The organism is Streptomyces sp. CA-243310 (genome assembly GCF_050936775.1).
Lineage (GTDB): Bacteria > Actinomycetota > Actinomycetes > Streptomycetales > Streptomycetaceae > Streptomyces.
The window spans coordinates 1345506-1368592 of sequence record NZ_JBNJMF010000002.1 but is presented as its reverse complement, the minus strand read 5'-3'; the positions used below and the strand labels follow the sequence as shown (position 1 = coordinate 1368592).

Annotated in this window: 26 protein-coding genes; 20 read left to right on the top strand and 6 right to left on the bottom strand. The window is 71.7% G+C overall.

The features are described 5' to 3' along the window. Positions 1 to 61 precede the first annotated feature (61 nt). The 5 genes from gmk to ACQEVM_RS23690 all read left to right on the top strand — a co-directional run bounded on the left by gmk (position 62) and on the right by ACQEVM_RS23690 (position 5916). Complete coding sequence (gene gmk, locus ACQEVM_RS23710) at positions 62 to 625, top strand: guanylate kinase (RefSeq protein WP_053676614.1); 564 nt, start codon at positions 62 to 64, stop codon at positions 623 to 625. Between the two features lie 61 nt (positions 626 to 686). Then, a complete protein-coding gene (gene rpoZ, locus ACQEVM_RS23705) occupies positions 687 to 959 on the top strand; it encodes a DNA-directed RNA polymerase subunit omega (protein WP_030879741.1) in 273 nt (90 codons plus the stop codon). 97 nt (positions 960 to 1056) lie between these two features. Next, positions 1057 to 2283 (top strand): bifunctional phosphopantothenoylcysteine decarboxylase/phosphopantothenate--cysteine ligase CoaBC, encoded by a 1227-nt coding sequence (gene coaBC / locus ACQEVM_RS23700; protein WP_433082179.1) that lies wholly within the window; start codon positions 1057 to 1059, stop codon positions 2281 to 2283. A gap of 194 nt (positions 2284 to 2477) precedes the next feature. After that, complete coding sequence (gene metK, locus ACQEVM_RS23695) at positions 2478 to 3686, top strand: methionine adenosyltransferase (protein ID WP_267797434.1); 1209 nt, start codon at positions 2478 to 2480, stop codon at positions 3684 to 3686. 94 nt (positions 3687 to 3780) lie between these two features. Further along, the gene (locus ACQEVM_RS23690; RefSeq protein WP_433082177.1) at positions 3781 to 5916 is read left to right on the top strand and encodes a primosomal protein N'; all 2136 of its coding nucleotides are present in this window, start codon (positions 3781 to 3783) and stop codon (positions 5914 to 5916) included. 196 nt (positions 5917 to 6112) lie between these two features. On the opposite strand, the gene ACQEVM_RS23685 is transcribed toward ACQEVM_RS23690, so the two are convergent. Further along, positions 6113 to 6658 carry a hypothetical protein gene (locus ACQEVM_RS23685; protein WP_433082175.1) on the bottom strand — a complete coding sequence of 182 codons (546 nt, stop codon included), beginning with the start codon at positions 6656 to 6658 and terminating at the stop codon, positions 6113 to 6115. Between the two features lie 251 nt (positions 6659 to 6909). Here ACQEVM_RS23685 and fmt point away from each other — a divergent pair, with 251 nt between their 5' ends. The 7 genes from fmt to ACQEVM_RS23650 all read left to right on the top strand — a co-directional run bounded on the left by fmt (position 6910) and on the right by ACQEVM_RS23650 (position 12723). Continuing rightward, complete coding sequence (gene fmt, locus ACQEVM_RS23680) at positions 6910 to 7854, top strand: methionyl-tRNA formyltransferase (RefSeq protein ID WP_433082173.1); 945 nt, start codon at positions 6910 to 6912, stop codon at positions 7852 to 7854. A 183-nt stretch (positions 7855 to 8037) separates the two neighbouring features. Continuing rightward, positions 8038 to 9417, top strand: a complete 1380-nt coding sequence (locus tag ACQEVM_RS23675) for an RsmB/NOP family class I SAM-dependent RNA methyltransferase (RefSeq protein WP_433085343.1) — start codon at positions 8038 to 8040, stop codon at positions 9415 to 9417. Between the two features lie 210 nt (positions 9418 to 9627). Then, entirely contained in the window at positions 9628 to 10314 is a 687-nt protein-coding gene (gene rpe, locus ACQEVM_RS23670; protein WP_351375216.1) for a ribulose-phosphate 3-epimerase, read from the top strand. A gap of 138 nt (positions 10315 to 10452) precedes the next feature. Continuing rightward, positions 10453 to 11466 carry a sugar-binding transcriptional regulator gene (locus ACQEVM_RS23665; protein ID WP_267797527.1) on the top strand — a complete coding sequence of 338 codons (1014 nt, stop codon included), beginning with the start codon at positions 10453 to 10455 and terminating at the stop codon, positions 11464 to 11466. A 96-nt stretch (positions 11467 to 11562) separates the two neighbouring features. Continuing rightward, entirely contained in the window at positions 11563 to 11784 is a 222-nt protein-coding gene (locus ACQEVM_RS23660; protein WP_053676605.1) for a CarD family transcriptional regulator, read from the top strand. Between the two features lie 49 nt (positions 11785 to 11833). Next, complete coding sequence (locus ACQEVM_RS23655) at positions 11834 to 12298, top strand: ribonuclease domain-containing protein (protein ID WP_433082170.1); 465 nt, start codon at positions 11834 to 11836, stop codon at positions 12296 to 12298. Continuing rightward, positions 12295 to 12723 (top strand): barstar family protein, encoded by a 429-nt coding sequence (locus ACQEVM_RS23650; protein ID WP_433082168.1) that lies wholly within the window; start codon positions 12295 to 12297, stop codon positions 12721 to 12723. Before ACQEVM_RS23655 ends, ACQEVM_RS23650 begins: the two co-directional genes overlap by 4 nt. A gap of 41 nt (positions 12724 to 12764) precedes the next feature. Here the strand turns inward: ACQEVM_RS23650 and ACQEVM_RS23645 are convergent, their stop codons facing one another. The 5 genes from ACQEVM_RS23645 to ACQEVM_RS23625 form a co-directional block, all read right to left on the bottom strand. Next, positions 12765 to 13256 carry a group II truncated hemoglobin gene (locus ACQEVM_RS23645; protein WP_433082166.1) on the bottom strand — a complete coding sequence of 164 codons (492 nt, stop codon included), beginning with the start codon at positions 13254 to 13256 and terminating at the stop codon, positions 12765 to 12767. Further along, positions 13253 to 13582, bottom strand: a complete 330-nt coding sequence (locus ACQEVM_RS23640; RefSeq protein ID WP_433082164.1) for a putative quinol monooxygenase — start codon at positions 13580 to 13582, stop codon at positions 13253 to 13255. The genes ACQEVM_RS23645 and ACQEVM_RS23640 overlap by 4 nt, the downstream gene beginning before the upstream one ends. 77 nt (positions 13583 to 13659) lie before the next feature. Beyond that, on the bottom strand, positions 13660 to 14175 hold the full coding sequence (locus ACQEVM_RS23635) for a hypothetical protein (protein ID WP_433082162.1): 516 nt from the start codon (positions 14173 to 14175) through the stop codon (positions 13660 to 13662). A gap of 70 nt (positions 14176 to 14245) precedes the next feature. Further along, a complete protein-coding gene (locus ACQEVM_RS23630; protein ID WP_433082160.1) occupies positions 14246 to 15976 on the bottom strand; it encodes an FAD-dependent oxidoreductase in 1731 nt (576 codons plus the stop codon). After that, positions 15973 to 16245, bottom strand: coding sequence for a UBP-type zinc finger domain-containing protein (locus tag ACQEVM_RS23625; protein ID WP_433082158.1), 273 nt, complete (start codon positions 16243 to 16245; stop codon positions 15973 to 15975). Before ACQEVM_RS23625 ends, ACQEVM_RS23630 begins: the two co-directional genes overlap by 4 nt. 299 nt (positions 16246 to 16544) lie before the next feature. On the opposite strand from ACQEVM_RS23625, the gene ACQEVM_RS23620 reads away from it, so the two are divergent. The 8 genes from ACQEVM_RS23620 (at position 16545) to ACQEVM_RS23585 (ending at position 23086) form a co-directional block, all read left to right on the top strand. Then, positions 16545 to 17369: a type 1 glutamine amidotransferase domain-containing protein gene (locus ACQEVM_RS23620; RefSeq protein ID WP_433082156.1), complete on the top strand. Its 825-nt coding sequence runs from the start codon at positions 16545 to 16547 to the stop codon at positions 17367 to 17369. A 9-nt stretch (positions 17370 to 17378) separates the two neighbouring features. Next, positions 17379 to 19025 carry a thiamine pyrophosphate-binding protein gene (locus ACQEVM_RS23615; RefSeq protein ID WP_433082154.1) on the top strand — a complete coding sequence of 549 codons (1647 nt, stop codon included), beginning with the start codon at positions 17379 to 17381 and terminating at the stop codon, positions 19023 to 19025. Positions 19026 to 19088: 63 nt separating this feature from the next. After that, positions 19089 to 19520 (top strand): nuclear transport factor 2 family protein, encoded by a 432-nt coding sequence (locus tag ACQEVM_RS23610; RefSeq protein ID WP_433082153.1) that lies wholly within the window; start codon positions 19089 to 19091, stop codon positions 19518 to 19520. A 28-nt stretch (positions 19521 to 19548) separates the two neighbouring features. Continuing rightward, positions 19549 to 20004 (top strand): nuclear transport factor 2 family protein, encoded by a 456-nt coding sequence (locus ACQEVM_RS23605; RefSeq protein ID WP_433082151.1) that lies wholly within the window; start codon positions 19549 to 19551, stop codon positions 20002 to 20004. 12 nt (positions 20005 to 20016) lie between these two features. Further along, positions 20017 to 20409 carry a nuclear transport factor 2 family protein gene (locus tag ACQEVM_RS23600; RefSeq protein ID WP_433082149.1) on the top strand — a complete coding sequence of 131 codons (393 nt, stop codon included), beginning with the start codon at positions 20017 to 20019 and terminating at the stop codon, positions 20407 to 20409. A 10-nt stretch (positions 20410 to 20419) separates the two neighbouring features. Beyond that, positions 20420 to 22024, top strand: a complete 1605-nt coding sequence (locus ACQEVM_RS23595; RefSeq protein ID WP_433082147.1) for a GMC family oxidoreductase — start codon at positions 20420 to 20422, stop codon at positions 22022 to 22024. Beyond that, entirely contained in the window at positions 22017 to 22628 is a 612-nt protein-coding gene (locus tag ACQEVM_RS23590; protein ID WP_078998584.1) for a DJ-1/PfpI family protein, read from the top strand. Before ACQEVM_RS23595 ends, ACQEVM_RS23590 begins: the two co-directional genes overlap by 8 nt. Further along, positions 22628 to 23086, top strand: a complete 459-nt coding sequence (locus ACQEVM_RS23585) for a VOC family protein (protein ID WP_433082144.1) — start codon at positions 22628 to 22630, stop codon at positions 23084 to 23086. Before ACQEVM_RS23590 ends, ACQEVM_RS23585 begins: the two co-directional genes overlap by 1 nt. The last annotated feature ends 1 nt before the right edge of the window (position 23087 follow it).

The window sequence follows — 23087 nt, the reverse complement described above, 5'->3', positions numbered from 1 at the left end:
GGCTTCGCACGAAGTTCTCCCGGCGTTCTCAGGCAGTCCCGAGAACCTGGATAATCGCTCTATGGCAGCAGAGGTTCGTCCGCGGCTGACCGTGCTCTCCGGCCCCTCGGGGGTCGGCAAGAGCACGGTCGTCGCGCATATGCGCAAGGTTCACCCCGAGGTATGGCTCTCGGTGTCGGCCACCACCCGCAAGCCGCGGCCCGGTGAGCGACACGGAGTCCACTACTTCTTCGTCAACGACGACGAGTTCGACAAGCTGATCGCCAACGGCGAGCTGCTGGAGTGGGCCGAGTTCGCGGGCAACCGCTACGGCACACCGCGCGGCGCGGTACTGGAACGCCTGGAGAACGGCGAGCCGGTCCTGCTGGAGATCGATCTCCAGGGCGCCCGACTCGTCCGCGAGTCCATGCCCGAGGCCCAGCTGGTCTTCCTCGCCCCGCCGAGCTGGGAGGAGCTGGTCCGCCGGCTCACCGGCCGAGGGACCGAGTCGGCCGAGGTCATCGAGCGTCGGCTCGGCGCGGCACGTGTCGAACTCGCCGCCGAATCGGAGTTCGACACCACCCTCGTCAACACCTCCGTCGAGGACGTGGCGCGCGAGCTGCTAGCCTTGATGGAAGTTGTCTGATCGTTGATCGATGTTCTTTCGATCGATGTTTGAATCTTCACCCATCTTCGGAAGGTAGAGCGTGTCCTCTTCCATGACTGCGCCCGAGGGCATCATCAACCCGCCGATCGACGAGCTGCTCGAGGCCACCGACTCGAAGTACAGCCTCGTGATCTACGCGGCCAAGCGTGCCCGTCAGATCAACGCGTACTACTCGCAGCTCGGCGAGGGCCTGCTTGAGTACGTCGGCCCGCTGGTGGACACCCACGTCCACGAGAAGCCGCTTTCGATCGCGCTGCGCGAGATCAACGCGGGTCTGCTGACCTCCGAGGCCATCGAGGCCCCGGCTCAGTAAGCACCGAGAATTCCTTTCACCACAGGCCCGGCAGAACATCTGTCGGGCCTGTGGTGTGTCATAGGTGTCAGTGACGTTCCGCGAAGGGGAGTGTGTGGTGGGCAAGCCGAAGGTCGTGCTGGGGGTCAGTGGCGGAATCGCCGCCTACAAGGCCTGTGAGCTGCTGCGTCGGCTGACCGAGTCCGGGCACGACGTACGGGTGGTGCCCACCGCGGCGTCCCTCAACTTCGTCGGCGAGGCCACGTGGGCCGCGCTCTCCGGCAACCCGGCCTCCCATCAGGTCTGGGAGACCGTGCACGAGGTGCCGCACGTGCGCATCGGCCAGTCGGCCGACCTGGTGGTCGTCGCGCCCGCCACCGCCGACATGCTCGCCAAGGCCGCCCACGGGCTCGCGGACGACCTCCTGACGAACACCCTGCTCACCGCGCGCTGTCCGGTCGTCTTCGCACCCGCGATGCACACCGAGATGTGGGAGCACCCCGCCACCCGGGAGAACGTGGCCACGCTGCGCCGACGGGGCGCCGTCGTCATCGAGCCCGCCGTCGGCCGGCTCACCGGCAAGGACACCGGCAAGGGGCGACTGCCCGACCCCGAGGAGATCTACGAGGTCTGCCGCCACGTCCTGCGGGGCGCCGGCCGCGCGGACGGCGCCGGACCCGACCTCGCCAGCCGGCACGTGGTGATCAGCGCCGGCGGCACCCGGGAGCCGCTCGACCCGGTCCGGTTCCTCGGCAACCGCTCCTCCGGCAAGCAGGGCTACGCGCTCGCCCGCACCGCCGTCGCCCGCGGCGCCCGCGTCACGCTGGTCGCGGCCAACACCGCGCTGCCCGACCCGGCCGGGGTGGACGTCGTACGGGTGGGCACGGCCCTCCAGCTCCGGGAGGCGGTCCTCAAGGCCGCCGCCGAGGCCGACGCGGTGGTGATGGCCGCCGCCGTCGCCGACTTCCGGCCCGCCCACTACGCGGACGGAAAGATCAAGAAGAAGGACGGGCAGGAGCCCGAACCGGTGGCCCTCGTGCGCAACCCCGACGTCCTCGCGGAGGTCTCCGCCGACCGTGCCCGTGAGGGGCAGGTCGTCGTGGGATTCGCCGCCGAGACGGACGACGTGCTCGCGAACGGACGTGCGAAACTCCGCCGCAAGGGGTGTGACCTTCTCGTCGTCAACGAAGTGGGCGAGAGCAAGACCTTCGGTTCGGAGGAGAACGAGGCGGTCGTCCTCGCTTCCGACGGGACCGAGACGGCCGTGCCGTATGGTCCCAAGGACGTACTGGCCGAGGTGATCTGGGATCACGTCGCGAACCGTTTCGCGCCACGACGCGCCTGAACGGGACGCTTCCCGCAGACATGCTCCTGGGTCAGAATGGAGTGCCGCAGGTCACACGGCTCCCACAAGGCGAGACGGGTGGTCCGACAGACGGCGACGACCGATAAACTGCACTCGGAACGTGATCGGGCGCAGCCCCCGATGTGGTTCCGCCAAATGATCAGCCAGCAGCCGCTGCAACCCCAGGGAGCGTTGTGTCCCGTCGCCTGTTCACCTCGGAGTCCGTGACCGAGGGCCACCCCGACAAGATCGCTGACCAGATCAGCGACACGATCCTCGACGCGCTTCTCGCCGAGGACCCGACTTCGCGCGTGGCCGTGGAAACCCTCATCACCACCGGTCTCGTGCACATCGCGGGAGAGGTGACGACGAAGGCCTACGCCCCGATCGCGCAGCTCGTCCGCGACAAGATCCTCGAAATCGGCTACGACTCCTCGAAGAAGGGCTTCGACGGCGCCTCCTGCGGCGTGTCGGTGTCCATCGGCGCGCAGTCCCCCGACATCGCGCAGGGCGTCGACACCGCGTACGAGAAGCGGGTCGAGGGTGACGAGGACGAGCTGGACAAGCAGGGCGCCGGCGACCAGGGCCTGATGTTCGGGTACGCCTGCGACGAGACGCCCGAGCTGATGCCGCTCCCGATCCACATCGCGCACAAGCTCTCGCGCCGCCTGTCCGAGGTCCGCAAGAACGGCACCATCCCGTACCTGCGCCCCGACGGCAAGACCCAGGTCACCATCGAGTACGACGGTGACAAGGCCGTGCGCCTGGACACGGTCGTCGTGTCCTCGCAGCACGCCGCCGACATCGACCTGGACTCGCTGCTCGCCCCGGACATCCGCGAGTTCGTCGTCGAGCACGTGCTGGCCCAGCTGATCGAGGACGGCATCAAGCTCGACACCGAGGGCTACCGCCTCCTGGTGAACCCGACCGGTCGCTTCGAGATCGGCGGCCCGATGGGCGACGCCGGCCTCACCGGCCGCAAGATCATCATCGACACCTACGGCGGCATGGCCCGTCACGGTGGCGGCGCCTTCTCCGGCAAGGACCCGTCCAAGGTCGACCGCTCGGCCGCCTACGCCATGCGTTGGGTCGCCAAGAACGTCGTCGCCGCCGGGCTGGCCTCGCGCTGCGAGGTGCAGGTCGCGTACGCCATCGGCAAGGCCGAGCCGGTCGGTCTCTTCGTGGAGACCTTCGGCACCGCCAAGGTCGACGTCCAGAAGATCGAGGAGGCGATCGGCCAGGTCTTCGACCTCCGCCCGGCCGCCATCATCCGCGACCTGGACCTGCTGCGCCCGATCTACGCGCAGACCGCCGCCTACGGCCACTTCGGCCGCGAGCTGCCGGACTTCACCTGGGAGCGCACCGACCGCGTCGACGCCCTGCGCGCCGCCGCCGGTCTGTAGGACCCCCGGCGCGAACGCGCCCGCACGTACGGCCCCGGACCCCTCGGTCCGGGGCCGTACGTCGTTGTCACCGGCATTTGGTAAGAATTCGGGTGTGAGCAGCGAGAGCGATTCCGAAGAGCGGCCCGAGGACGGGAGTCCCGGCGGTCCGCCGGAGCAGCTCGCGCTGATCCGGGGGATGGTCGCCGAGGCCAAGGCGACGGCCGAGGAGAAGGCCAAGCCCCGCACCTGGCGGGGAGCGCCGCTGGCCAAGGACCTGCCGATCGCCAGGGTCCTCGTCAACAAGGGCGTCCTGCACCTCGACCAGACCTGGGACTACGCCGTCCCCGAGCACCTGGCCGAGGACGCCCAGCCGGGCGTCAGGGTGCGGGTCCGCTTCGGCGCCGGGGAGGGCCGCGTCCGTGACGGACGCCGCGAGGGCGGCGGCCTGATCGACGGCTTCGTGATCGAGCGGATCGCCGAGACGGACTACACCGGGCCGCTGGCCGCACTGGCGCAGGTGGTGTCCCCGGAGCGGGTGCTGAGCCCGCGGATGGAGAAGCTCGCCCGGGCCGTCGCCCAGCGCTACGCGGGCAGTCTCGCCGACGTCCTCCAACTGGCGATCCCGCCGCGCCACGGCCAGGCCGAGAGCCGCCCGTCCCCGGAGCCGAGGCCCGCCCCCGAGGCGCCGGAACCGGGCGGCTGGGAGCGGTACCCGGCCGGACCCGGCTTCCTGCGCGAGCTGGCTTCCGGCGCGAGCCCCCGCACCGTGTGGACGGCACTGCCCGGTCCGCACTGGCCGGACGAGCTGGCGCGCGCCATGGCGACCACCCTGGCCTCCGGCCGCGGCGCGCTGGCCGTCCTTCCCGACGGGCGCGCCGCCGCCCGGGTGGACGAGGCGCTGACCGCCCTGGTCGGCAAGGGGCTGCACACCCTGCTCACCGCCGAATCGGGCCCCCAGAAGCGCTACACGCAATGGCTCTCGGTGCACCGCGGCTCGGTGCGGGCCGTGATCGGGACCCGGGCGGCCATGTTCGCTCCCGTCCGGGACCTGGGGCTGGTCGCCGTCTGGGACGACGGGGACTCCAGCCACAGCGACGACAACGCCCCCTTCCCGCACGTGCGGGAGGTACTGCAACTGCGCTCGTTGACGGAGGGCTGCGCCTTCCTCCTGGGCAGTACGAGCTGCACGGTCGAGGCCGCCCGACTCGTCGAGTCCGGCTGGGCCCGGCCGCTGGTGGCCGATCGGACGACGGTACGCGCGCACGCACCCCGCATCCGGACCGTCGGCGACGAACTCCTCGCGCGGGACGAGGCGGCCCGCGTGGCCCGACTGCCCAGCCTGGCCTGGGAGACCGTACGGGAGGGCCTGAAGACCGGGCCCGTGCTCGTCCAGGTGCCCCGGCGCGGGTACGTGCCCCGGCTGGCCTGCGAGCGGTGCCGGACCCCCGCGCGGTGCGGGGCCTGCGCGGGACCGTTGGAGGCGCCCGACGCGCGGGAGCTGCACTGCGGATGGTGCGGCCGACAGGAGAGCGCCTGGCACTGCGAGGAGTGCGGGTCCTTCCGCCTGCGGGCCCAGGTGGTCGGGGCGCGCCGCACCGCCGAGGAACTGGGGCGCGCCTTCCCCGCCGTGTCCGTGCGCACCTCGGGGCGCGACCACGTGCTGGACCGGGTGCCCGACGCCCCGGCCCTGGTGGTCTCCACGCCGGGCGCGGAGCCGGTGGCGGAGGGCGACGGCTACGCGGCCGCGCTGCTCCTCGACGGCTGGGCGATGCTCGGCTTCCCCGACCTGCGGGCGAGTGAGGAGGCGCTGCGACGGTGGATCGCCGCGTCGTCCCTGGTGCGAGGCAGCGGCCAGGTCGTCATCGTGGCCGAGCCCACGCTGCGCCCCGTGCAGGCGCTGGTCAGGTGGGACCCGGTGGGGCACGCGCTGCGCGAGCTGGCGGAGCGCGCCGAGCTGCGCTTCCCGCCGGTGTCGCGCATGGCGTCCGTCATCGGCCGCAAGGAGGCGATCGAGGGCTTCCTGGCCGCCGCGGACCTGCCGTCGGACGCCGAGATCCTGGGCCCGGTGCCGCTGCCGGCGCGGCGCGGGGAGGCCTCCTCGAGCGAACGGGCGCTGGTTCGGGTCAGGCCCGGCAACGGTGCGGCCCTGGCGGCGGCGCTCAAGTCGGCGCAAGCCGGTCGGATGGCCCGGGGCGTGTCGGCGGCGGAGTCGGTGCGGGTCAGGATCGACCCGCCGGACATCGGCTGACGCCCGCCCCGGGCCGGCGGGTGGCCCCCTCCGGGGAGCCGCGGCGTCGAGTGCTCGGGCGCGTCCGGCGGCCGGGACGCCGAACGCCCCCGGCGGGGCGACCGTTCGGATCGCCCCGCCGGGGGCGGGAACAGCTGTACTGCGGCAACGGATCGGCCCCGACCGTCGGGGGTCGGCGTCCCGGCGGTGGGGGCGATCAGCCGTTCCGCGGTCCCGGGAACGCCGGCGAGCGGGGGACCGACCCCGCCGCGGCTCCGGCTTGGGCACCCGCCTGCGACTCCTCGCGCACGGGCTGCGGCGGTACCGAGCGGGCCGCCGGGATGGTGGGGAGCGGCCCCAGGGTGCGGGTGGTGGTGGTCGCCTCGGCCGGCGGCTCGGCCGACTCGACGGGCTGCGCCCGCCGGGCCCCGTAACGCCGGTGCACGGCCTGCTTGGTGACGCCGAGAGCCGAACCGACCGCGTCCCACGAGAAACCGAGCGAGCGGTCGAAGTCCACCGCGGCGGTGACCAGCGTCTCGACGCTGTCCCGCAGTTCCTGCGCGAGGCGGACGGTGGGCGCGGGCGCCCTTCCGTAGACGACGAAGCCCGTGGAGGGCCCTGAGCGGCGCGGGCGGTACACGTTGCCGAGCTGGGCGGTGAGCGTACGCAGGGCATCCACCTGCCGGCGAACCCGCTCGATGTCCCGCACCAAGAGGTGCAGGCTGGCCCGTGCTTGGGCGTCGTGGGTGGCGTGGTCGGCCATGAAGTAGCCTCTCGAACCGGTGCTGAAGAGCGGAGCGGCCGCAGACACCGGTGTGATGCGCGGCCCGTTTCGGTCAATCTCTCTTGACCAACGCTCCAGCCGGTGCGCAGGTCACGCTGTGGGGGCGTGTCGGCATATGCGAGGGGCGCGCGCGTGTGCGTACGCCCCCTCGGGAGCACAGGTGAGCCGCCTCGCGCGCACCCCCATAGACTGGTGTGCTGCTGACAGCCGAGATAGCGAGGTAGTAACCGGTGAAGCTCGTCTTCGCAGGCACCCCCGAGGTCGCCGTGCCCGCCCTGGACGCCCTGATCGCCTCCGGGCGCCACGAGGTCGCCGCCGTCGTCACCCGGCCCGACGCACCGGCGGGTCGTGGCCGACGGCTCGTCGCGAGCCCCGTCGCCGAGCGCGCCGAGGAGGCCGGGATCGAGGTCCTCAAGCCCACCCGGCCCCGCGACCCCGACTTCCAGGCCCGGCTGCGCGAGATCGACCCCGACTGCTGCCCGGTCGTCGCCTACGGGGCGCTGCTGCCCAAGAGCGCGCTGGAGATCCCCCGGCGGGGTTGGGTCAACCTGCACTTCTCGCTGCTCCCCGCCTGGCGCGGCGCGGCCCCCGTACAGCAGTCGATCATGGCGGGGGACCAGGTCACCGGCGCGTCCACCTTCCAGATCGAGGAAGGTCTCGACTCCGGCCCGGTCTACGGGATCCTCACCGAGGAGGTCCGGCCGACCGACACCAGCGGCGACCTGCTGACCCGGCTCGCCTTCGCCGGGGCCGGTCTGCTGGCGGCCACCATGGACGGCATCGAGGACGGGACGCTGCGCGCCGTCGAGCAGCCGGCCGACGGGATCTCGCTCGCGCCCAAGATCACGGTGGAGGACGCCCGGATCGACTGGAAGGCCCCCGCGCTCCGTGTCGACCGGGTGGTGCGCGGCTGCACGCCGGCCCCCGGGGCGTGGACCGTCTTCCGCGGCGAGCGGCTCAAGCTGATCTCGGTCGGCCTGGTGCCCGACCGCACGGACCTGGAGCCCGGGGTGCTCGCCCCGGCCAAGAACAACGTGTACGTCGGCACCGGTTCGCACGCCGTGGAGCTGCTCTGGGTGCAGCCGCAGGGCAAGAAGCCGATGAAGGGCGCCGACTGGGCGCGCGGGGTGCGGATCGCGCCCGGCGAGCGCCTCGGTGGAGTCGACGTAGGCTGATCCCCGTCGTTCCCCCCCCCGCCTCTGCAGACCCGTAGCACCTCGTACATCCGGAGCACCTTTCACGTGAGCGAACAGCCTCGCCAGCCTCGTCGTCGACCCGCCGCCACCGGGGGTGGCAAGCCGTCCGGGGCCCAGGGCGGCAAGCCGGGCAAGCCGTACCGCCGGCCGCAGAAGGACCCCGTGCGGATGCTGGCGTTCGAGGCGCTGCGGGCGGTGGGGGAGCGGGACGCGTACGCCAACCTCGTGCTCCCGCCGCTGCTGCGCAAGGCCCGCCAGGACGAGAACTTCCAGGCACGCGACGCGGCTCTGGCCACCGAGCTGGTGTACGGGACGCTGCGCCGCCAGGGGACGTACGACGCGGTCATCAAGGCCTGCATCGACCGACCGCTGCGGGAAGTGGACCCGCCGGTGCTGGACGTGCTCTCGCTCGGCGCGCACCAACTGCTGGGGACCCGGATCCCGACGCACGCGGCGGTCTCCGCGAGCGTGGAACTGGCGCGGGTGGTGCTCGGCGACGGACGCGCCAAGTTCGTGAACGCCGTCCTGCGCAAGATCGCCGCGCACGACCTGGACGGCTGGCTGGAGAAGGTCGCCCCGCCCTACGAGGACGACGCGGAGCAGCACCTGGCGGTGTACCACTCGCACCCGCGCTGGGTCGTCAGCGCGCTGTGGGACGCCCTGGGCGGAGGCCGCGCGGGCATCGAGGACCTCCTGGAGGCCGACAACGAGCGGCCCGAGGTCACCCTGGTGGCGCGACCCGGGAGGTCCACCACCGAGGAGCTGTTGGAAGCCGTCGGCGAGGACTCGGCGCTGCCCGGGCGCTGGTCCCCGTACGCCGTGCGGATGGCCGAGGGTGGCGAGCCGGGCGCGCTGGAGGCGGTGCGCGACGGGCGGGCCGGCGTGCAGGACGAGGGCAGTCAGCTGGTGGCGATGGCCCTGGCGGCGGCTCCGATCGAGGGTCGCGACGCCCGCTGGCTGGACGGCTGCGCCGGCCCCGGCGGCAAGGCGGCCCTGCTGGCGGCGCTCGCCGCACGGCGGGGCGCGTTCCTGCTGGCCTCCGAGAAGCAGCCGCACCGGGCACGCCTGGTGGAGAACGCGCTGGCCGGAAACCCCGGTCCGTACCAGGTCATCGCAGCCGACGGCACCCGCCCGCCGTGGCTGCCGGGCTCCTTCGACCGGGTCCTGGTGGACGTGCCCTGCTCCGGCCTGGGCGCGCTGCGGCGACGCCCCGAGGCCCGCTGGCGGCGACGTCCCGAGGACCTGGACGGCTTCGCGCCGCTCCAGCGCGGTCTGCTCCGGGAGGCGCTCTCGGCGGTCCGCGTCGGCGGCCTCGTCGGCTACGCGACCTGCTCCCCGCACCTGGCGGAGACCCGGGTCGTGGTGGACGACGTCCTGAAGGGGCGCGGCGCCGGCGCGTCGCCCGTCTCGGCCGAACTGATCGACGCCAGGCCCTACATGTCCGGCGTGCCGGCCCTGGGGGACGGCCCGGACGTCCAGCTCTGGCCGCACCTGCACGGTACGGACGCCATGTACCTGGCACTGCTGCGCCGCACGGCCTGAGGGCCGGCCCGCCGCCCCCGTCGAGGGCGCGGCGGGCGGTGCGGCGGTGGCGGGATCCCTCGGCGGCGGCGGGGCGCGCGGCGCGGTCGTGCCGGGGGTGGTGACGAGGGGCGAGTGGGGCGAGGCCCATGATCACTCGCGCGTCCCGCACCGTACGGAGACTTCCGGGGTCATGGCCGGAACCGGGCGGGGGCATGGCAACCTTGGGGCATGGCCGTTCAGATCAATCCCAGCATCCTGTCCGCCGACTTCTCCCGGCTCGCCGAAGAGGCCAGGGCCGTCGAGGGCGCCGACTGGCTGCACGTCGACGTCATGGACAACCATTTCGTCCCGAACCTCACCCTCGGCATGCCGATCGTGGAGTCCCTGAGCCGGGCCACGGACATCCCGCTCGACCTGCACCTCATGATCGAGGACCCCGACCGCTGGGCGCCGCAGTACGTGGAGGCCGGCGCGGGATCGGTCACCTTCCACGCCGAGGCCGCCGCCGCGCCGGTGCGGCTGGCACGGGAGATCCGGGCGAAGGGGGCGCGGGCGTCGATGGCGCTCAAGCCGGCCACGCCGATCGAACAGTACGAGGACCTGCTCCCCGAGCTGGACATGGTGCTGATCATGACGGTGGAGCCCGGCTTCGGCGGACAGGCCTTCCTCGACATCATGCTGCCCAAGATCCGGCGTACCCGGGAGCTGATCGCCAAGCACGGGCTGGAACTCTGGCTCCAGGTCGACGGCGGGGTGTCGGCCTCGACGATCGAGCGGGTCGCCGAGGCGGGCGCGGACGTGTTCGTCGCCGGGAGCGCGGTCTACGGCGCGGTCGACCCGGCCGCCGCGGTGCGGACGCTGCGTGAGCAGGCGAGTGCGGCCATCGCCGCCGCGCCCTGGGGTTGCGACCACTGAGACAAGGCTTGGTGAACAGCTCGGTGAACGGGGGCTGTCCAGGCTGATCAACGGCCGTCGGATCTGACAGGATGAACGGCGAGTCGAGAGTGTGAACACGAGAGTGTGAACAGCAGTGAGGAGAACGCGGTGTCTGCAATGTCGGCGGGACGGTCAGCCCTGCGGATGGGACCCGCGGAGCTGGTGCAGGCGGCGGCCATGGCGCGCCGCTTCTACCTGGAGGGGAAGTCCAAGATCCAGATCGCCGAGGAGTTCGGCGTGAGCCGCTTCAAGGTGGCCCGGGTCCTGGAAACGGCGCTGGAGCGCGATCTCGTGCGCATCGAGATCCGGGTCCCGGCCGAACTGGACGCGGAGAGGTCGGACGCGCTCCGCGCCCGGTACGGGTTGCGTCACGCGGTCGTCGTGGAGTCGCCGGCCGACGCGACCGAGGACGCACCCGACCCGGAGAACCTCGGCGCGGTCGCGGCCGACCTCCTCGGCGAGCTCGTCAACGAGGGCGACGTCCTGGGACTGGCGTGGGGCAGATCGACCATTCACATGGCCGCCTCCCTGCACCGCCTGCCTCCCTGCACGGTGGTCCAGCTGACGGGCGTGTACGACGCGGGGACCGCCGAGCGCGGCTCCGTGGAGGCCGTGCGCAGGGCCGCGCAGGTCTCCGGCGGCGACGCGCACCCCATCTACGCCCCCATGCTGCTGCCCGATCCGGCGACGGCCGCCGCGCTGCGCGGCCAGACGGGCATCGCGCGCGCCTTCGAGTACTTCGACAAGGTGACCGTCGCGGCCGTCTCCATCGGGTCCTGGGAGACGGGCATCTCCACGGTCCACGACATGCTCACGGACGAGGAGCGGGCGCACTACGCCTCCTTGGGCGTCGCCGCCGAGATGTCCGCGCATCTGTTCGACGCGGAGGGTCGTCGGGTCGGACGGGACCTCGGCGAGCGGTGCATCACCGTCGAGGCGGACCGACTGCGTCGGATTCCCGAGGTCGTGGCCATCGCGGGCGGGTTGCGCAAGGCCTCCGCGATCGGGGCGGTGCTCCGGTCGGGCCTGGTGACCAGCCTCGTCACGGACACGGCGGTGGCCGACTACCTGCTCACCGAATCCGCGCCGGGGCTCCGGCCGGCGCTGGAGCGGGCCGACCCGGACGACTGACCGGGCCCCCGTCGGGGGTCGGTGGTGCGGATGGTGCCGGAATTGAGATCCGAACGGCGGACCGTGGGGCGGCCTGTGGGGCGCATACTGGGTTCAATGACAAAGTCAGCAGTACCTCGCCGCCATTTGCCGTCCAGCCCGTTCAAGGCCCCTGTGGAAGCGCCCTTGCGGCACTTCAACGTGGGCGACCGGGTTACTCACGACGAACACGGTCTCGGCCGTGTCGTCGGGATCGAGGAGGGGATCGCCGTTCTCGTCGACTTCGGGTCGGTCCAGAAACGAATCCTGAGTCCCTACACCAAGATGGCCGCGCTCTGAGGCCACCGGGCGATTCGCGAGCGAATCGGATATTTGGCACGATCGGTGCATGATCTTTCGGAACGTGCCCCGATCGTTGCTGCGTGTGCTGGGGGCTCTGTTCCTCTGCGTCGCGCTGGTCGGTGCGGCGGGCTGCGGTGCGAAGAATCCCGCGCCCACCGACGCCGGCACGCCTGCCTCCGGCTCGGCCTCCGCCTCCACCGGGGGCGACGCCGCCGTGCCGAAGTGGGCGAAGGGGATGGCCACGGTACGCGCGGACGCGCTGCCGCGGCAGGCACGTGAGGTGCTGGCGCTGATCGACCGGGGTGGGCCGTACCCGTACCGGCAGGACGGGACCGTCTTCGGGAACTTCGAGAAGGCACTGCCCCGGCAGAAGCGCGGTCACTACCACGAGTTCACCGTGACCACGCCGGGGGCGCGCGACCGCGGGGCCCGGCGGATCGTGACGGGCGAGGGCGGGGAGTTCTTCTACACGGACGACCACTACGAGACCTTCAAGGCGGTTCTCCGATGACCCTCGACGCGCAGCCGCTCGGCCCGGCACTCGCCGCCGCGAGGGAGGCGGGGTGGACGATCCTGGACCTGGACCTGGACGGGGTGCGGAGCAAGGCCGAGCTGATGCGCCGCCTCGGCGAGGCGCTGCGGGTCCCCGAGTGGTTCGGCGGCAACTGGGACGCGCTGGCGGACGCGCTGATCGACCTGTCGTGGCTGCCGGCGGCGCCGGGGCGACTGGTCGCGGTGACCTCCTGGCGCGGGTACGAGCGGGCCCGCCCGGCGGACTGGGAGACCCTCCGGGAGATCCTGGAGGAGGCCGTGGACTTCTGGGCGCGGGAGGACGACGGACCGTCGTCCCCGCTGACCGTGCTGCTGGCGGACGGGTCGACGACGGACCGCGGGGACTCGCCCCGGTCACCGCGCCGCGGGCCCCGGCGGGACTGAACCGACGGGGCGGGAAGGTGGGGGCCGGGGCCCCCACCGGGTCACGGGGTCTTGGGCGGTCCGGGGACCCACGGCGGGGTCTGGCCCCAGGACCAGACCGGGATGTCGGCCGCGTCGACCGGCGGCGGGTTGGCGCCCGAGTAGATCAGCGCCATCCGGGTCCCCCATTCGATGTAGTAGGCGAAGACCGCCCGGAACTCGGGGTCCGTCGGGAGCTTGACCTCGTCGGCGGTGTCCATCAGCAGGTCCACCCAACGGCGTCGCTGCTTCTCGGTGATGCCCCGGCCCAGGTGCTTGGTGGCCATGTGCCGGTGGCCGCCGTGGTGGGCGGTGTAGTCCTTCGGGCCGCCGAAGACCTCCGACAGCCAGACGGCGACGTGCCGCGGGTGCTCCGCGTCCATGCCGGCGAAGACCGGGGCGAGGATCTCGTCGCGCAGCGCGTGTCCGTAGAAGGTGTCGGCGAGGCGGTTCATCGCCTCCTCGCCGCCCATCCACTCGTAGATGGTGGGGGTGGTGTCGGGCGAGGTGCTCATGACCGGGAGGCGGCCTTCCCCGGGCCGACCACGTCGGTCACCCGGTAGTGCTTCATTTCCTCGATGTTGCTCACGTACGGGCGGATCGCGTTGAAGAACGCCGGGAACTGCTCGCCCTTGCGGAAGCCCTCCAGGTGGTCCGCGACCGAGGTCCAGCGGATGCGGAGGATGTAGCGCTCGGCCTCCTCCTCGCCGTGGGCCAGCTCGTAGTCGATGCACTCGGGCGAGGCGGCGAGGGACTCGGCGGCCCGGCCGTACGCCGCCTCGAACTCCTGCTGATCGCCCGGGGCGATCCGGTAGCGGATGTATTCGACGGTGGTGGTCATGGTGTGCGTGCCTCTCCCTGGGTTCAGGTGGTCCCGGCCAGCCTTCCGCGATCTTGCGTTCCCGGCGACGCTTTCGGCTATTCGGACCCGGACTTCTTGATGTTCGAGTCGGTGTCCGCGTCGAGGTCGGGGCCCTGGGAGCGGACCTGCCGGACCTTGTCGAGGGAGTCGCGCAGCTCGGTGAGCCACGCGTCGGTGTTGCGGTCGACCAGGCGTACGCACCAGGCGAGGGCGTCGGCCCGGCTGCGCGCGACGCCGCCGGCCACCAGGGTGTCGAGGACCTGGCGTTCGCTCTGGCGCAACCGGGTCATCACGGGCACCGCGAGGTGGGTGAAGACGGTGGTCTCCCCGCCGGAGCGGACGCCCCAGGCGACCTTGCGGCGGTAGAGCTCCTCCGCCTCGCGGGCGACCTCGACGCGCTGCTCGCGGGTGCGTTCGCGGAACTCCGCGACCGATTCGTTCGCCGGCGCGGTCCCGACGACCGTGATCTCCTCGCGGTCGACGGTGACCGACACCAGCGACTCGTAGACGTCCACCGGAAGGCGGTCCGAGAACCAGGTGCGGAGCTGTGTCTGCTGCTCGGCTGTAATCATGTAATCAACGTTGCATCCGTTGTCCGCTTGATCGCAAGCGTCCGGCGGGCATCGTCGACCGTGTTCGCTCTCAGCCCATCGAGCGGTAGCGGTGGATCAGCGAGACCGCCATCGCCCCCTCGCCCACCCCCGACGCGACCCGCTTGACGGAGTGGGCGCGCACGTCGCCCGCCGCGAAGACCCCCGGCACGCTGGTCTCCAGGGGGTAGGGCGCGCGTTCCAGGCTCCACTCCTGCGGGAGCTCCCCGCCGTTGGCGATCAGGTCGGAACCGGTCAGGACGAAGCCGTACTCGTCGCGCTCCACGACCCCCGCCAGCCAGTCCGTGTGGGGGCGGGCACCGATGAAGGTGAACATGAAGCGGGCCGGCACCTCCTTGTCCTCGCCGGTCTCCGCGTCGTGCAGGGTCAGCCGCTCCAGGTGCTCGTCACCGTCCAGCGAGACCACCGTCGTCCGCACCCGGACCTCGATGTTGGGGGTCCGCTCGATCTCGTCGATCAGGTAGCGGGACATGCTGTCGTCGAGCGAGGCCGCCCGGACCAGGATCGTCACCCGGGCCGCGTACTTGGCGAAGTGCACCGCGGCCTGCCCGGCCGAGTTCGCGCCGCCCACGATGAACACGTGCTGCGAGATGCAGGCCGAACTCTCCGTGGTCGCCGCTCCGTAGTACAGACCGGCGCCCTCGAAACGGTCCGCGCCGGGGGCCTGGAGCCGGTTGTACGAGACCCCGGTCGCGAGCAGCACCGTCTCCGCGCTGATCTCCGTGCCGTCCGCCAGGGTCAGGATCTTCGCCGGGTCGTCCCGGGTCAGCGAGACCACCTCCACCGGGTGCAGGATCTCGGCGCCGAACCGCGAGGCCTGGATGGTCGCCCGGCGGGTCAGGTCCCCGCCCGAGAGGCCCGAGGGGAAGCCCAGATAGTTCTCGATCAGGCTGGAGGTGCCCGCCTGGCCGCCCGGGGCGCGGGAGTCCAGCATCAGGGTGGACAGGCCCTCGGACGCCGAGTAGACCCCGGCCGCCAGCCCCGCCGGGCCCGCGCCGACGATCACGCACTCGTAGTGCGGGCGGGAGGCGGTGGTGGACAGGCCCAGCCGCTGGGCGAGTTGGGTGTCGGTCGGGGCGGAGAGCACCGTCCCGTCCGGGAAGCGGACCAGGGGGAGCGCCGCGTCGGCGTGCGCGGAGGCGATCACGGTCAGCGCCTCGGGGTCCCGCTCCACGTTCAGGAAGCGGAACGGCTGCCCGTTGCGGGTGAAGAAGTCCCGGACGGCGTGCGTGCCGGGGGAGACCAGGTGGCCGGCGACGATGATTCCGTCGTACGCGGGCCGGTAGTTGGCGAGCCAGTCCGAGAGCAGGTCGTCCAGGACGGGGAAGAGCCGCTCGTGGGGCGGGTCCCACGGCTTGAGCAGGTAGTAGTCCAGCCGGACCCGGTTGATGGCGGTGATCGCCGCGTCGGTCTCCGCGTACGCGGTCAGCAGGACGCGACGGGCGTCGGGGAAGCGGCTGACCGCCTCCAACAGGAACTCGACCCCCGTGACGTCCGGCATCCGCTGGTCGACGAGGAAGAGCGCCGGGTCGTGACCGCGTTCGTCGAGGGAGTCCAGGATCTTCAACGCGTCGGCGGCGGAGGAGGCGCCGAGCACCCGGTACCGGTCGCCGTAGGCGCTGCGCAGGTCCCGACGGACGGCGCGCAGGACCTGCGGATCGTCGTCCACGGCCAGGATGACGGGCTTGCGGTTCTCGGTGCGTTCGGCGGCGGTGCCGCTCCCCGCGGGGGCGACGCGGGCGCCCTCCCGGGCCGCGCTCACGCCGGGTCCAACATCAGCTGGTCCGCGTAGCACCAGGCCCAGTCCTCACCGGGCTCGTGGGAGGCCGCGATGGGGTGCTCCGTGGTGCGGTAGTGCCGGGTGGCGTGACGGTTCCTCGAGGAGTCGCAGCAGCCCACGTGCCCGCAGCTGAGGCACATCCGCAGGTGCACCCAGCCGTCGCCCAGGACCAGGCACTCCTCGCAGCCCTCGGTGCCCGGTTTCACCGGACGTATCCGGTCGACGTGTGTGCACAACAGGTCCATGGTCATCGTCCCCGTCCCTCTCCTCGCGCGCTCGTCCCGATCGCGTGCGGTTGTGGTGCCGCTCATCGCGCCAGTGATTCACGGCGCGTCCAGACCATAAGTCGGGCCCTCGGGAATGGTTCACCGATTCGGCCGAGGTCATGAAGTGTCGGGGCTACTTCATGACCTCGCGAGATGACTACGTGAGGTGTCGGGCCGGCCTGCCCTTCTACCTCACGAAGTCGCACACGGGCGCTTTGACGCAGGCCCCGGGCGGAAGCAGTGTGGGGGACGCCAACGACAACAGGCGGCGCCTGGAGGAATCCGTGAGCAGAAAGATTCTGGTCATTGTCTCCGAACACGGTTACTGGGCCGAGGAATTGATCGGCCCCGTGTCGAAGTTCGACGAGCGAGGCTACGAAGTCGTATTCGCCACACCCACCGGAAAGCGGGCGCACGCCCTCCCGCCGAGCCTCGACGCGCACTATGTCGACCCTCCGCTGGGCCGTTCGGTGACCACCGAGGAGAACGCCCGGCTCGGCCGCGAGTTCGAGCAGTCGAGCCGACTGGACTCGCCGATCGACATCGAGGCCTGGGCCCCCGAGCGCCCGTACACCAGCGACGCGGACTACCTGCCCAGGCTGGAGCAGTACCACCGTGATCTGGACCGACTCCAGGAGGAGATCGCCGGCTTCGACGCGATCCTCGTCGTGGGCGGCAGCGGGCCGATCGCGGACCTCGCCAACAACGAACGCGTACACGCCCTGATCCTGGCCTTCAGGAACGCCGGCAAGGTCGTGGCCGCCGAATGCTACGGAGTCGCCTGCCTGGCCTTCGCCCGCGACTGGGGCGACCGCGAGAGCATCATCCGGGGCAAGCACGTGACCGGCCACTGCAAGGAATACGACTACAAGGACGGCACCGGATTCCTCGGCACCGACTTCAACATGGGGCCGCCGCCGTACCCGCTCGAATACATCCTGCGCGATGCCACCGGTCCGAACGGCGCATACCACGGGAATTTCGGCCACCCCCTGTCGGTGATCGTCGACTACCCGTTCGTGACGGGTCGTTCCACCCCCGACTCCTATTTGACGGGGCAGAAGATCGTGGAAGTGCTGGAGGACGGTCTCACCCGTTACGGGTGGTAGGGGGAATTCATGGAAGCCACTCCCGGACGGGAAAGGCTGATCGAGCAGTTCAAGGCCGACGGTCTGCACGTGATGTTCGGAAATCCGGGGACGGTGGAACAGGGATTCCTCGACGCGGTCGACGCGGCGGCGGACTTCCGGTACGTCCTCGCCCTCCAGGAGACCGTGGCGGCCGGCATCGCCGACGGCTACGCCCGCGCCACCGGCGGTGCGGCCCTGCTCCAACTGCACTCCGGCGTGGGCCTGGGCAACGGCATCGGCATGCTGTACCAGTCGCTGCGCGGCCACACCCCGCTCGTCGTCGTCGCCGGTGACGCCGGGGTGCGCTACGACGCCATGGACGCGCAGATGGCCTGCGACCTGGTGGCGATGGCGAGGCCGGTGACCAAGTACGCGACCCGGGTCACCGACCCGCGGTCCGTGCTGCGCACCGTGCGACGGGCCGTCAAGATCGCCCTGACCCCGCCGCGCGGGCCGGTGTTCGTGGCCCTGCCCATGGACGTGCTGGACGAGCTCAACTCCGAGCCCGTGCTGCCCACCTCGGTGCCACTCACCGACGTGGCGCCCTCGCCGGCCTCGGTGGGGCGGGCGGCCGAACTGCTCGCCTCCGCCGAGCGGCCGGTCGTGCTGATCGGTGACGGTGTGGCCCTCTCCGGGGCGCAGGCCGAACTCGTCGCGGTGGCCGAACTGTTGGGCGCCGACGTGTACGAGGTCGACTCCTCCGAGGTCAACATCGCGGCCTCCCACCCACTGCGCCGCGGCCAGACGGGACACATGTTCGGCCCGCACAGCAAGGAGCTGATCGGCGGCGCGGACGCGGTGCTGATCGTCGGCACCTATGTCTTCCCGGAGGTGTTCCCCGAGCTGGAGAGCCCCTTCCGGGCGGGCGCGAAGGTCGTGCACATCGACCTCGACGCCTACGAGATCGCCAAGAACCACCCGGTCGACCTCGGTCTCGCCGCCGACCCCAGGGAGGCGCTGCGCGCGCTGGCGGGCGTACTGCGACAGCGGCAGACCACCCGGCAGCGCGCCGCCGCGGCGGCCCGGCTGGACGCGCGGACCCGCGAGCGGGCCCGCGCCGCCCTCGACGGTGGGCGAAGCGACGACGACGGCACGCCGATGGCCGTCTTCCTGCGGACCCTCGCCGAGCGGACCGGGGGCGACCTCATCGTCTTCGACGAGGCGCTGACCACCTCGCCGCTGGTCACCAGGTACCTGCCGGCGGAGCGGCCGGGCGACTACCACCTCACCCGGGGCGGTTCGCTCGGGGTGGGCTTCCCCGGGGCGGTCGGGGCCAAGCTGGCCCGCCCGGACCGGCTCGTCGTCGGCTTCGCCGGCGACGGCGGCTCGATGTACACGTACCAGGCGCTGTGGACCGCGGTCCGGCACGGGATCGACGCCAAGTTCGTGGTCTGCAACAACCGCAAGTACCGGCTGCTCGACGACAACATCACCCGGTACTGGCAGGAGCGGGACATCGCCGAGCACGCCTTCCCCGGCTCCTTCGACCTCTCCCGCCCCGAGATCGACTTCGCCGGCCTGGCCCGGGCCCTCGGCGCGGACGGGATGCGGGTGGAGAAGCCGGACGAGGCGGTCACCGCCGTCACCAGGATGCTGGCCCACCCCGGCCCGTACCTCGTCGACGTCCAGATCTGAGTCCCCGCACCACTTCATCCGACTCCCCGCACCACCTCACCGGCACGGACAGGAGGAGACCGCATGCCCGCCGAACGGCTGACCGAGGACGCGATCCGCAGCTTCACCGAGGACTGGTACGTGGCACTGGACCAGCACCTTCCGCCGGCCCGGGTGCTCGCCCTCGTCACGCGGGACCTGGAGTTCAAGGTGCCCGAGGACACCTTCCTCGGGCACGAGGGCTTCGGCCGCTGGTACGCGGCCGTCACCCACCGGTTCTTCGACGAGGTCCACACCGTCACGAAGGTCGAGCCCGTCATCGAGGGCGACCGGGCCGTCGTCCGGGTCCTCGTGAACTGGCAGGCCAAGATCTGGGACCCGCCGGCCGCCCGCAGCCAGTGGCTCGGCTTCGACGCCGACCAGACCTGGACCCTGGTGGCCGGCCCGGACGGACCGCTGATCAAGCAGTACACCGTCAACGAGCTGGCGCCGATGCCCGGTTCCGGCGCCCTGTGAGCGCCGGCGACCGCGAGGAGGAACGGCGATGACCGAAGTGACACGGGAGCGGGTCGAGGCGGCCTACCGGGCCCTGGGCTCCGGCGACCGGGCGCGCGTCCTGGAGTACTACGCCGAGGACCTGCGCTGGCTGGTGCCGGGCAACCATCCGCTGGCCGGCTGGTACGAGAGCCTCGACGCCTTCCTGGAGCTGATGGGGCAGACCCACAAGCTCACCGGCGGCACCTTCCGGATGGACGTCCAGGCGGTGCTCGTCGGAGAGGACTGCAGCGCCGACGTGTGCCGCAACGTCGCCCTGCGGGACGGCGCGGACCCGGCGAGCGCGTCCCCGTACGAGCGGATGGACTACCCGGTCTTCCACTTCATGCGGTGGCGCGACGGCCGGATCGTCGAGGGCCGCGACGGGCTCTTCGGCGACACGGCTTCCGCGTTCAGCCAGTTCTGGGCGCCGTTCGCACCGGACGGAACCCGCAGGGACCGATAGGGGAGGAGCGCGATGAGCGCGTCGGACGCACGAGACAGCTCGACCGAGATCCTTCGGAAGTACTACGAGTACGCCAACGCCGGTGACTGGGACCGCTGGTGCGACCTGTTCGCCGACGACCAGGTCATGGACGAGCAGCTCGCCGGCCACATCGAGGGCCTGGAGACCCTGCGTTCGATGATGAAGGGCATGGGGACGATGTACCGGGTCTTCCGGAACGAGCCCGTGCACTTCCTCGTCGACGGGGAGAAGGCCGCGGCCGTGTCCCACCTGACCGCGGTCGCGGCGAACGGCGGGGCCATCGAGGCCGAGGTCATGAACTTCTTCCGCATCGTGGACGGAAAGATCGCCTACATGGCGAACCACCACGACACGGTCCCCTTCCAAGTCCTGAGCCGGGACTGAGGTGGCCTCGATGACCGTGGACGCATACGACTACATCGTGGTCGGCGCCGGCACCGCCGGCAGCGTGCTCGCCAACCGGCTCTCCGAGGACCCCGACGTCACCGTCCTCGTCCTGGAGGCCGGAGGCCCCCGCATCCCGCCCGAGGTGGACGACCCCTCCTCCTGGTACAAGCTGCTCGGCGGACCCCTCGACTGGGGGTACACCAGCGTCCCGCAGCCCGGCCTCGACGGCCGCCGCACCCACGAACCGCGCGGCAAGGCCCCCGGCGGCAGCAGCAACCTCTACATCATGATGCACGTCCGGGGCCACGCCTCGGACTTCGACAACTGGGCCTACCAGGGCGCGGCCGGCTGGTCGTACGAGGACGTACTGCCCTGGTTCGCCCTGCTGGAGGGGCAGGAGGACGCCACCGCGGCGACCACCGGCACCCGGGGCCCCCAGCGGATCACGCACGCCGGCCGGCACCAGCCCAACCCGACCTCCCGCGCCTTCATCGACGCGGCCGTGGAACTCGGCCACGAGGAGATCGCCGACTTCAACACCGACGGCCCCCGGCGCGGCCTGTTCGGCACCGGCTGGCACCACATCGACGTGGCCGACGGCCGCCGCCAGGGCGCTCTCGCCGCCTACCTCGAACCGGCGCTCGACCGCCCCAACCTGACCCTGCGCACCCACGCGCAGAGCACCAGGCTGCTGTTCGACGGGGACACCTGCACGGGCGTGGAGTACACCCGCCTCGCCCCGCCCGCGGAGTTCCCCGGCCGCACCGTCCACGACGGCCACAACGACTCCGGCTCGCCCGGGGCGCACACCGCACGCGCCCGCCGGGAGGTCGTCGTGGCGGCGGGGGCCATCGAGTCCCCGAAACTGCTGCTGCTCTCCGGCATCGGGCACCCGGAGCAACTGCGCGCCCACGGCATCGAGGTCACCGCGGCCCTGCCCGGCGTCGGGGAGAACTTCCACAACCACGTCCTGACGGGGCTGATGGCCGAGGTCACCCAGCCGCTCCCGGCGCCGACACAGAACCTGTCCGAGAGCGCTCTGTTCCTCTCCTCGCGGCCCGGCCTCCCCGCCCCCGACCTGCAGATCGCCTTCGTCCACGTGCCGTTCGACGTGATCGTCGGCCAGGACCACCCGAACACGGTCAGCATCCTGCCGGGCGTCGTACGCCCCGTCTCGCGCGGCTGGATCAGGCTGGCGAGCGCCGACCCGCTGGCCCACCCGCTGATCAACCCGAACTACCTGGGCGACCGCTGGGACCTGGAGCGGATGGTGCAGGGCGTCAAGCTCGCCCGGGAGCTCTTCGCGACCTCCGCCTTCTCGCCCTGGTACAAGCAGGAACTCCAGCCCGGTCCGGGCTTCGTGGGCGACGAGGACCTGCGGACCTTCGTGAAGCGGACGTCCGAGAGCTACCACCACCAGGCCGGCTCCTGCCGCATGGGCATCGACGACCTCTCCGTCGTCGACCCCGAACTGCGGGTGCACGGCGTGCGCAACCTGCGCGTCGTCGACGCGAGCGTGATGCCCGCCGTCCCGTCGGGCAACTGCCACACCGCCATCGCGATGATCGCCGAGCGCGCGGCGGACTTCCTCAAGGGAGGGTCCCGTGCCTGACGCCGTACCGCGCGAGGGAGCGCTGTCCGGGACCCGGATCGCGGTCCTGGTCGAGAGCGACTTCTACGAACCGGAGATCTTCTACTACCGCCACCGCTTCGCCGAGGAGGGCGCCGAGGTCGACTTCCTGACCCGACTGTGGGGCAACGACTCCCTCACCTTCACCGGACACGAGTACCGGGCGCCGTTCACCGCCGACCGCTCCCTGGAGGGGCTGACCGACGAGGAACTGCGCCGGTACGCGGCGATCATCGTGCCCTCGGGCATGGTGGCCGACCGGCTGCGCTACACCGAGGACGTGGACGTGCTCGCGCCGGCGACGGAGCTGCTGCGCAGGGCCTTCGAGGAGCCGACGGTCCTCAAGGGGATCATCTGCCACGGCATGTGGCTGGCCGCCTCGATCCCGGACAAGATCCGCGGTCGCAAGGTCGTCTGCCACAACAACCTCGTCGGTGACGTCCGGAACATGGGCGCCCAGTACGTGGACGAGGACGTGGTCGTCGACGGCGACCTGGTCACCGGCCGCACCGGCGCCCACCACCACCTCTTCGCCCGGCGGATCATCGAGCTGATCGCGGCCGGCCGCGGCCGGGGCGCCGACTGATGGGGGCTGTGGTCTGGTCGCACGTCGGCCTCAACTGCGCCGACCAGAAGGCCACCGAGGAGTTCTACACCCGGTACTTCGGCTTCCGGCGGGCCCGCGTGGTCGACCTCGGGGAGTCGGCGATCGTCTTCCTGCGCCAGGGGGACGCGTACCTGGAACTCTTCGCGGCCGGCACGGAACCGGCGATCCCCGCCCACGACGACGGGCCGCAGGCGCCCGGGCGGCTGCGTCACCTGGCCTTCCAGACCGACGACGTGGACGCGTTCCTGGCGGAGCTGGGGGACGCGGCCGAAGTGACCCTGGGGCCAACGGACTTCGACGACTTCATCCACGGCTGGCGGACCGTGTGGGTCCGCGATCCCGACGGGGTGATCGTCGAGGTCAGCCAGGGATACGAGGACGAGCACGGCACGCCGCGACAGCCCGGTGGGCCCTTCAACGAAACGGACGGTGCATGAC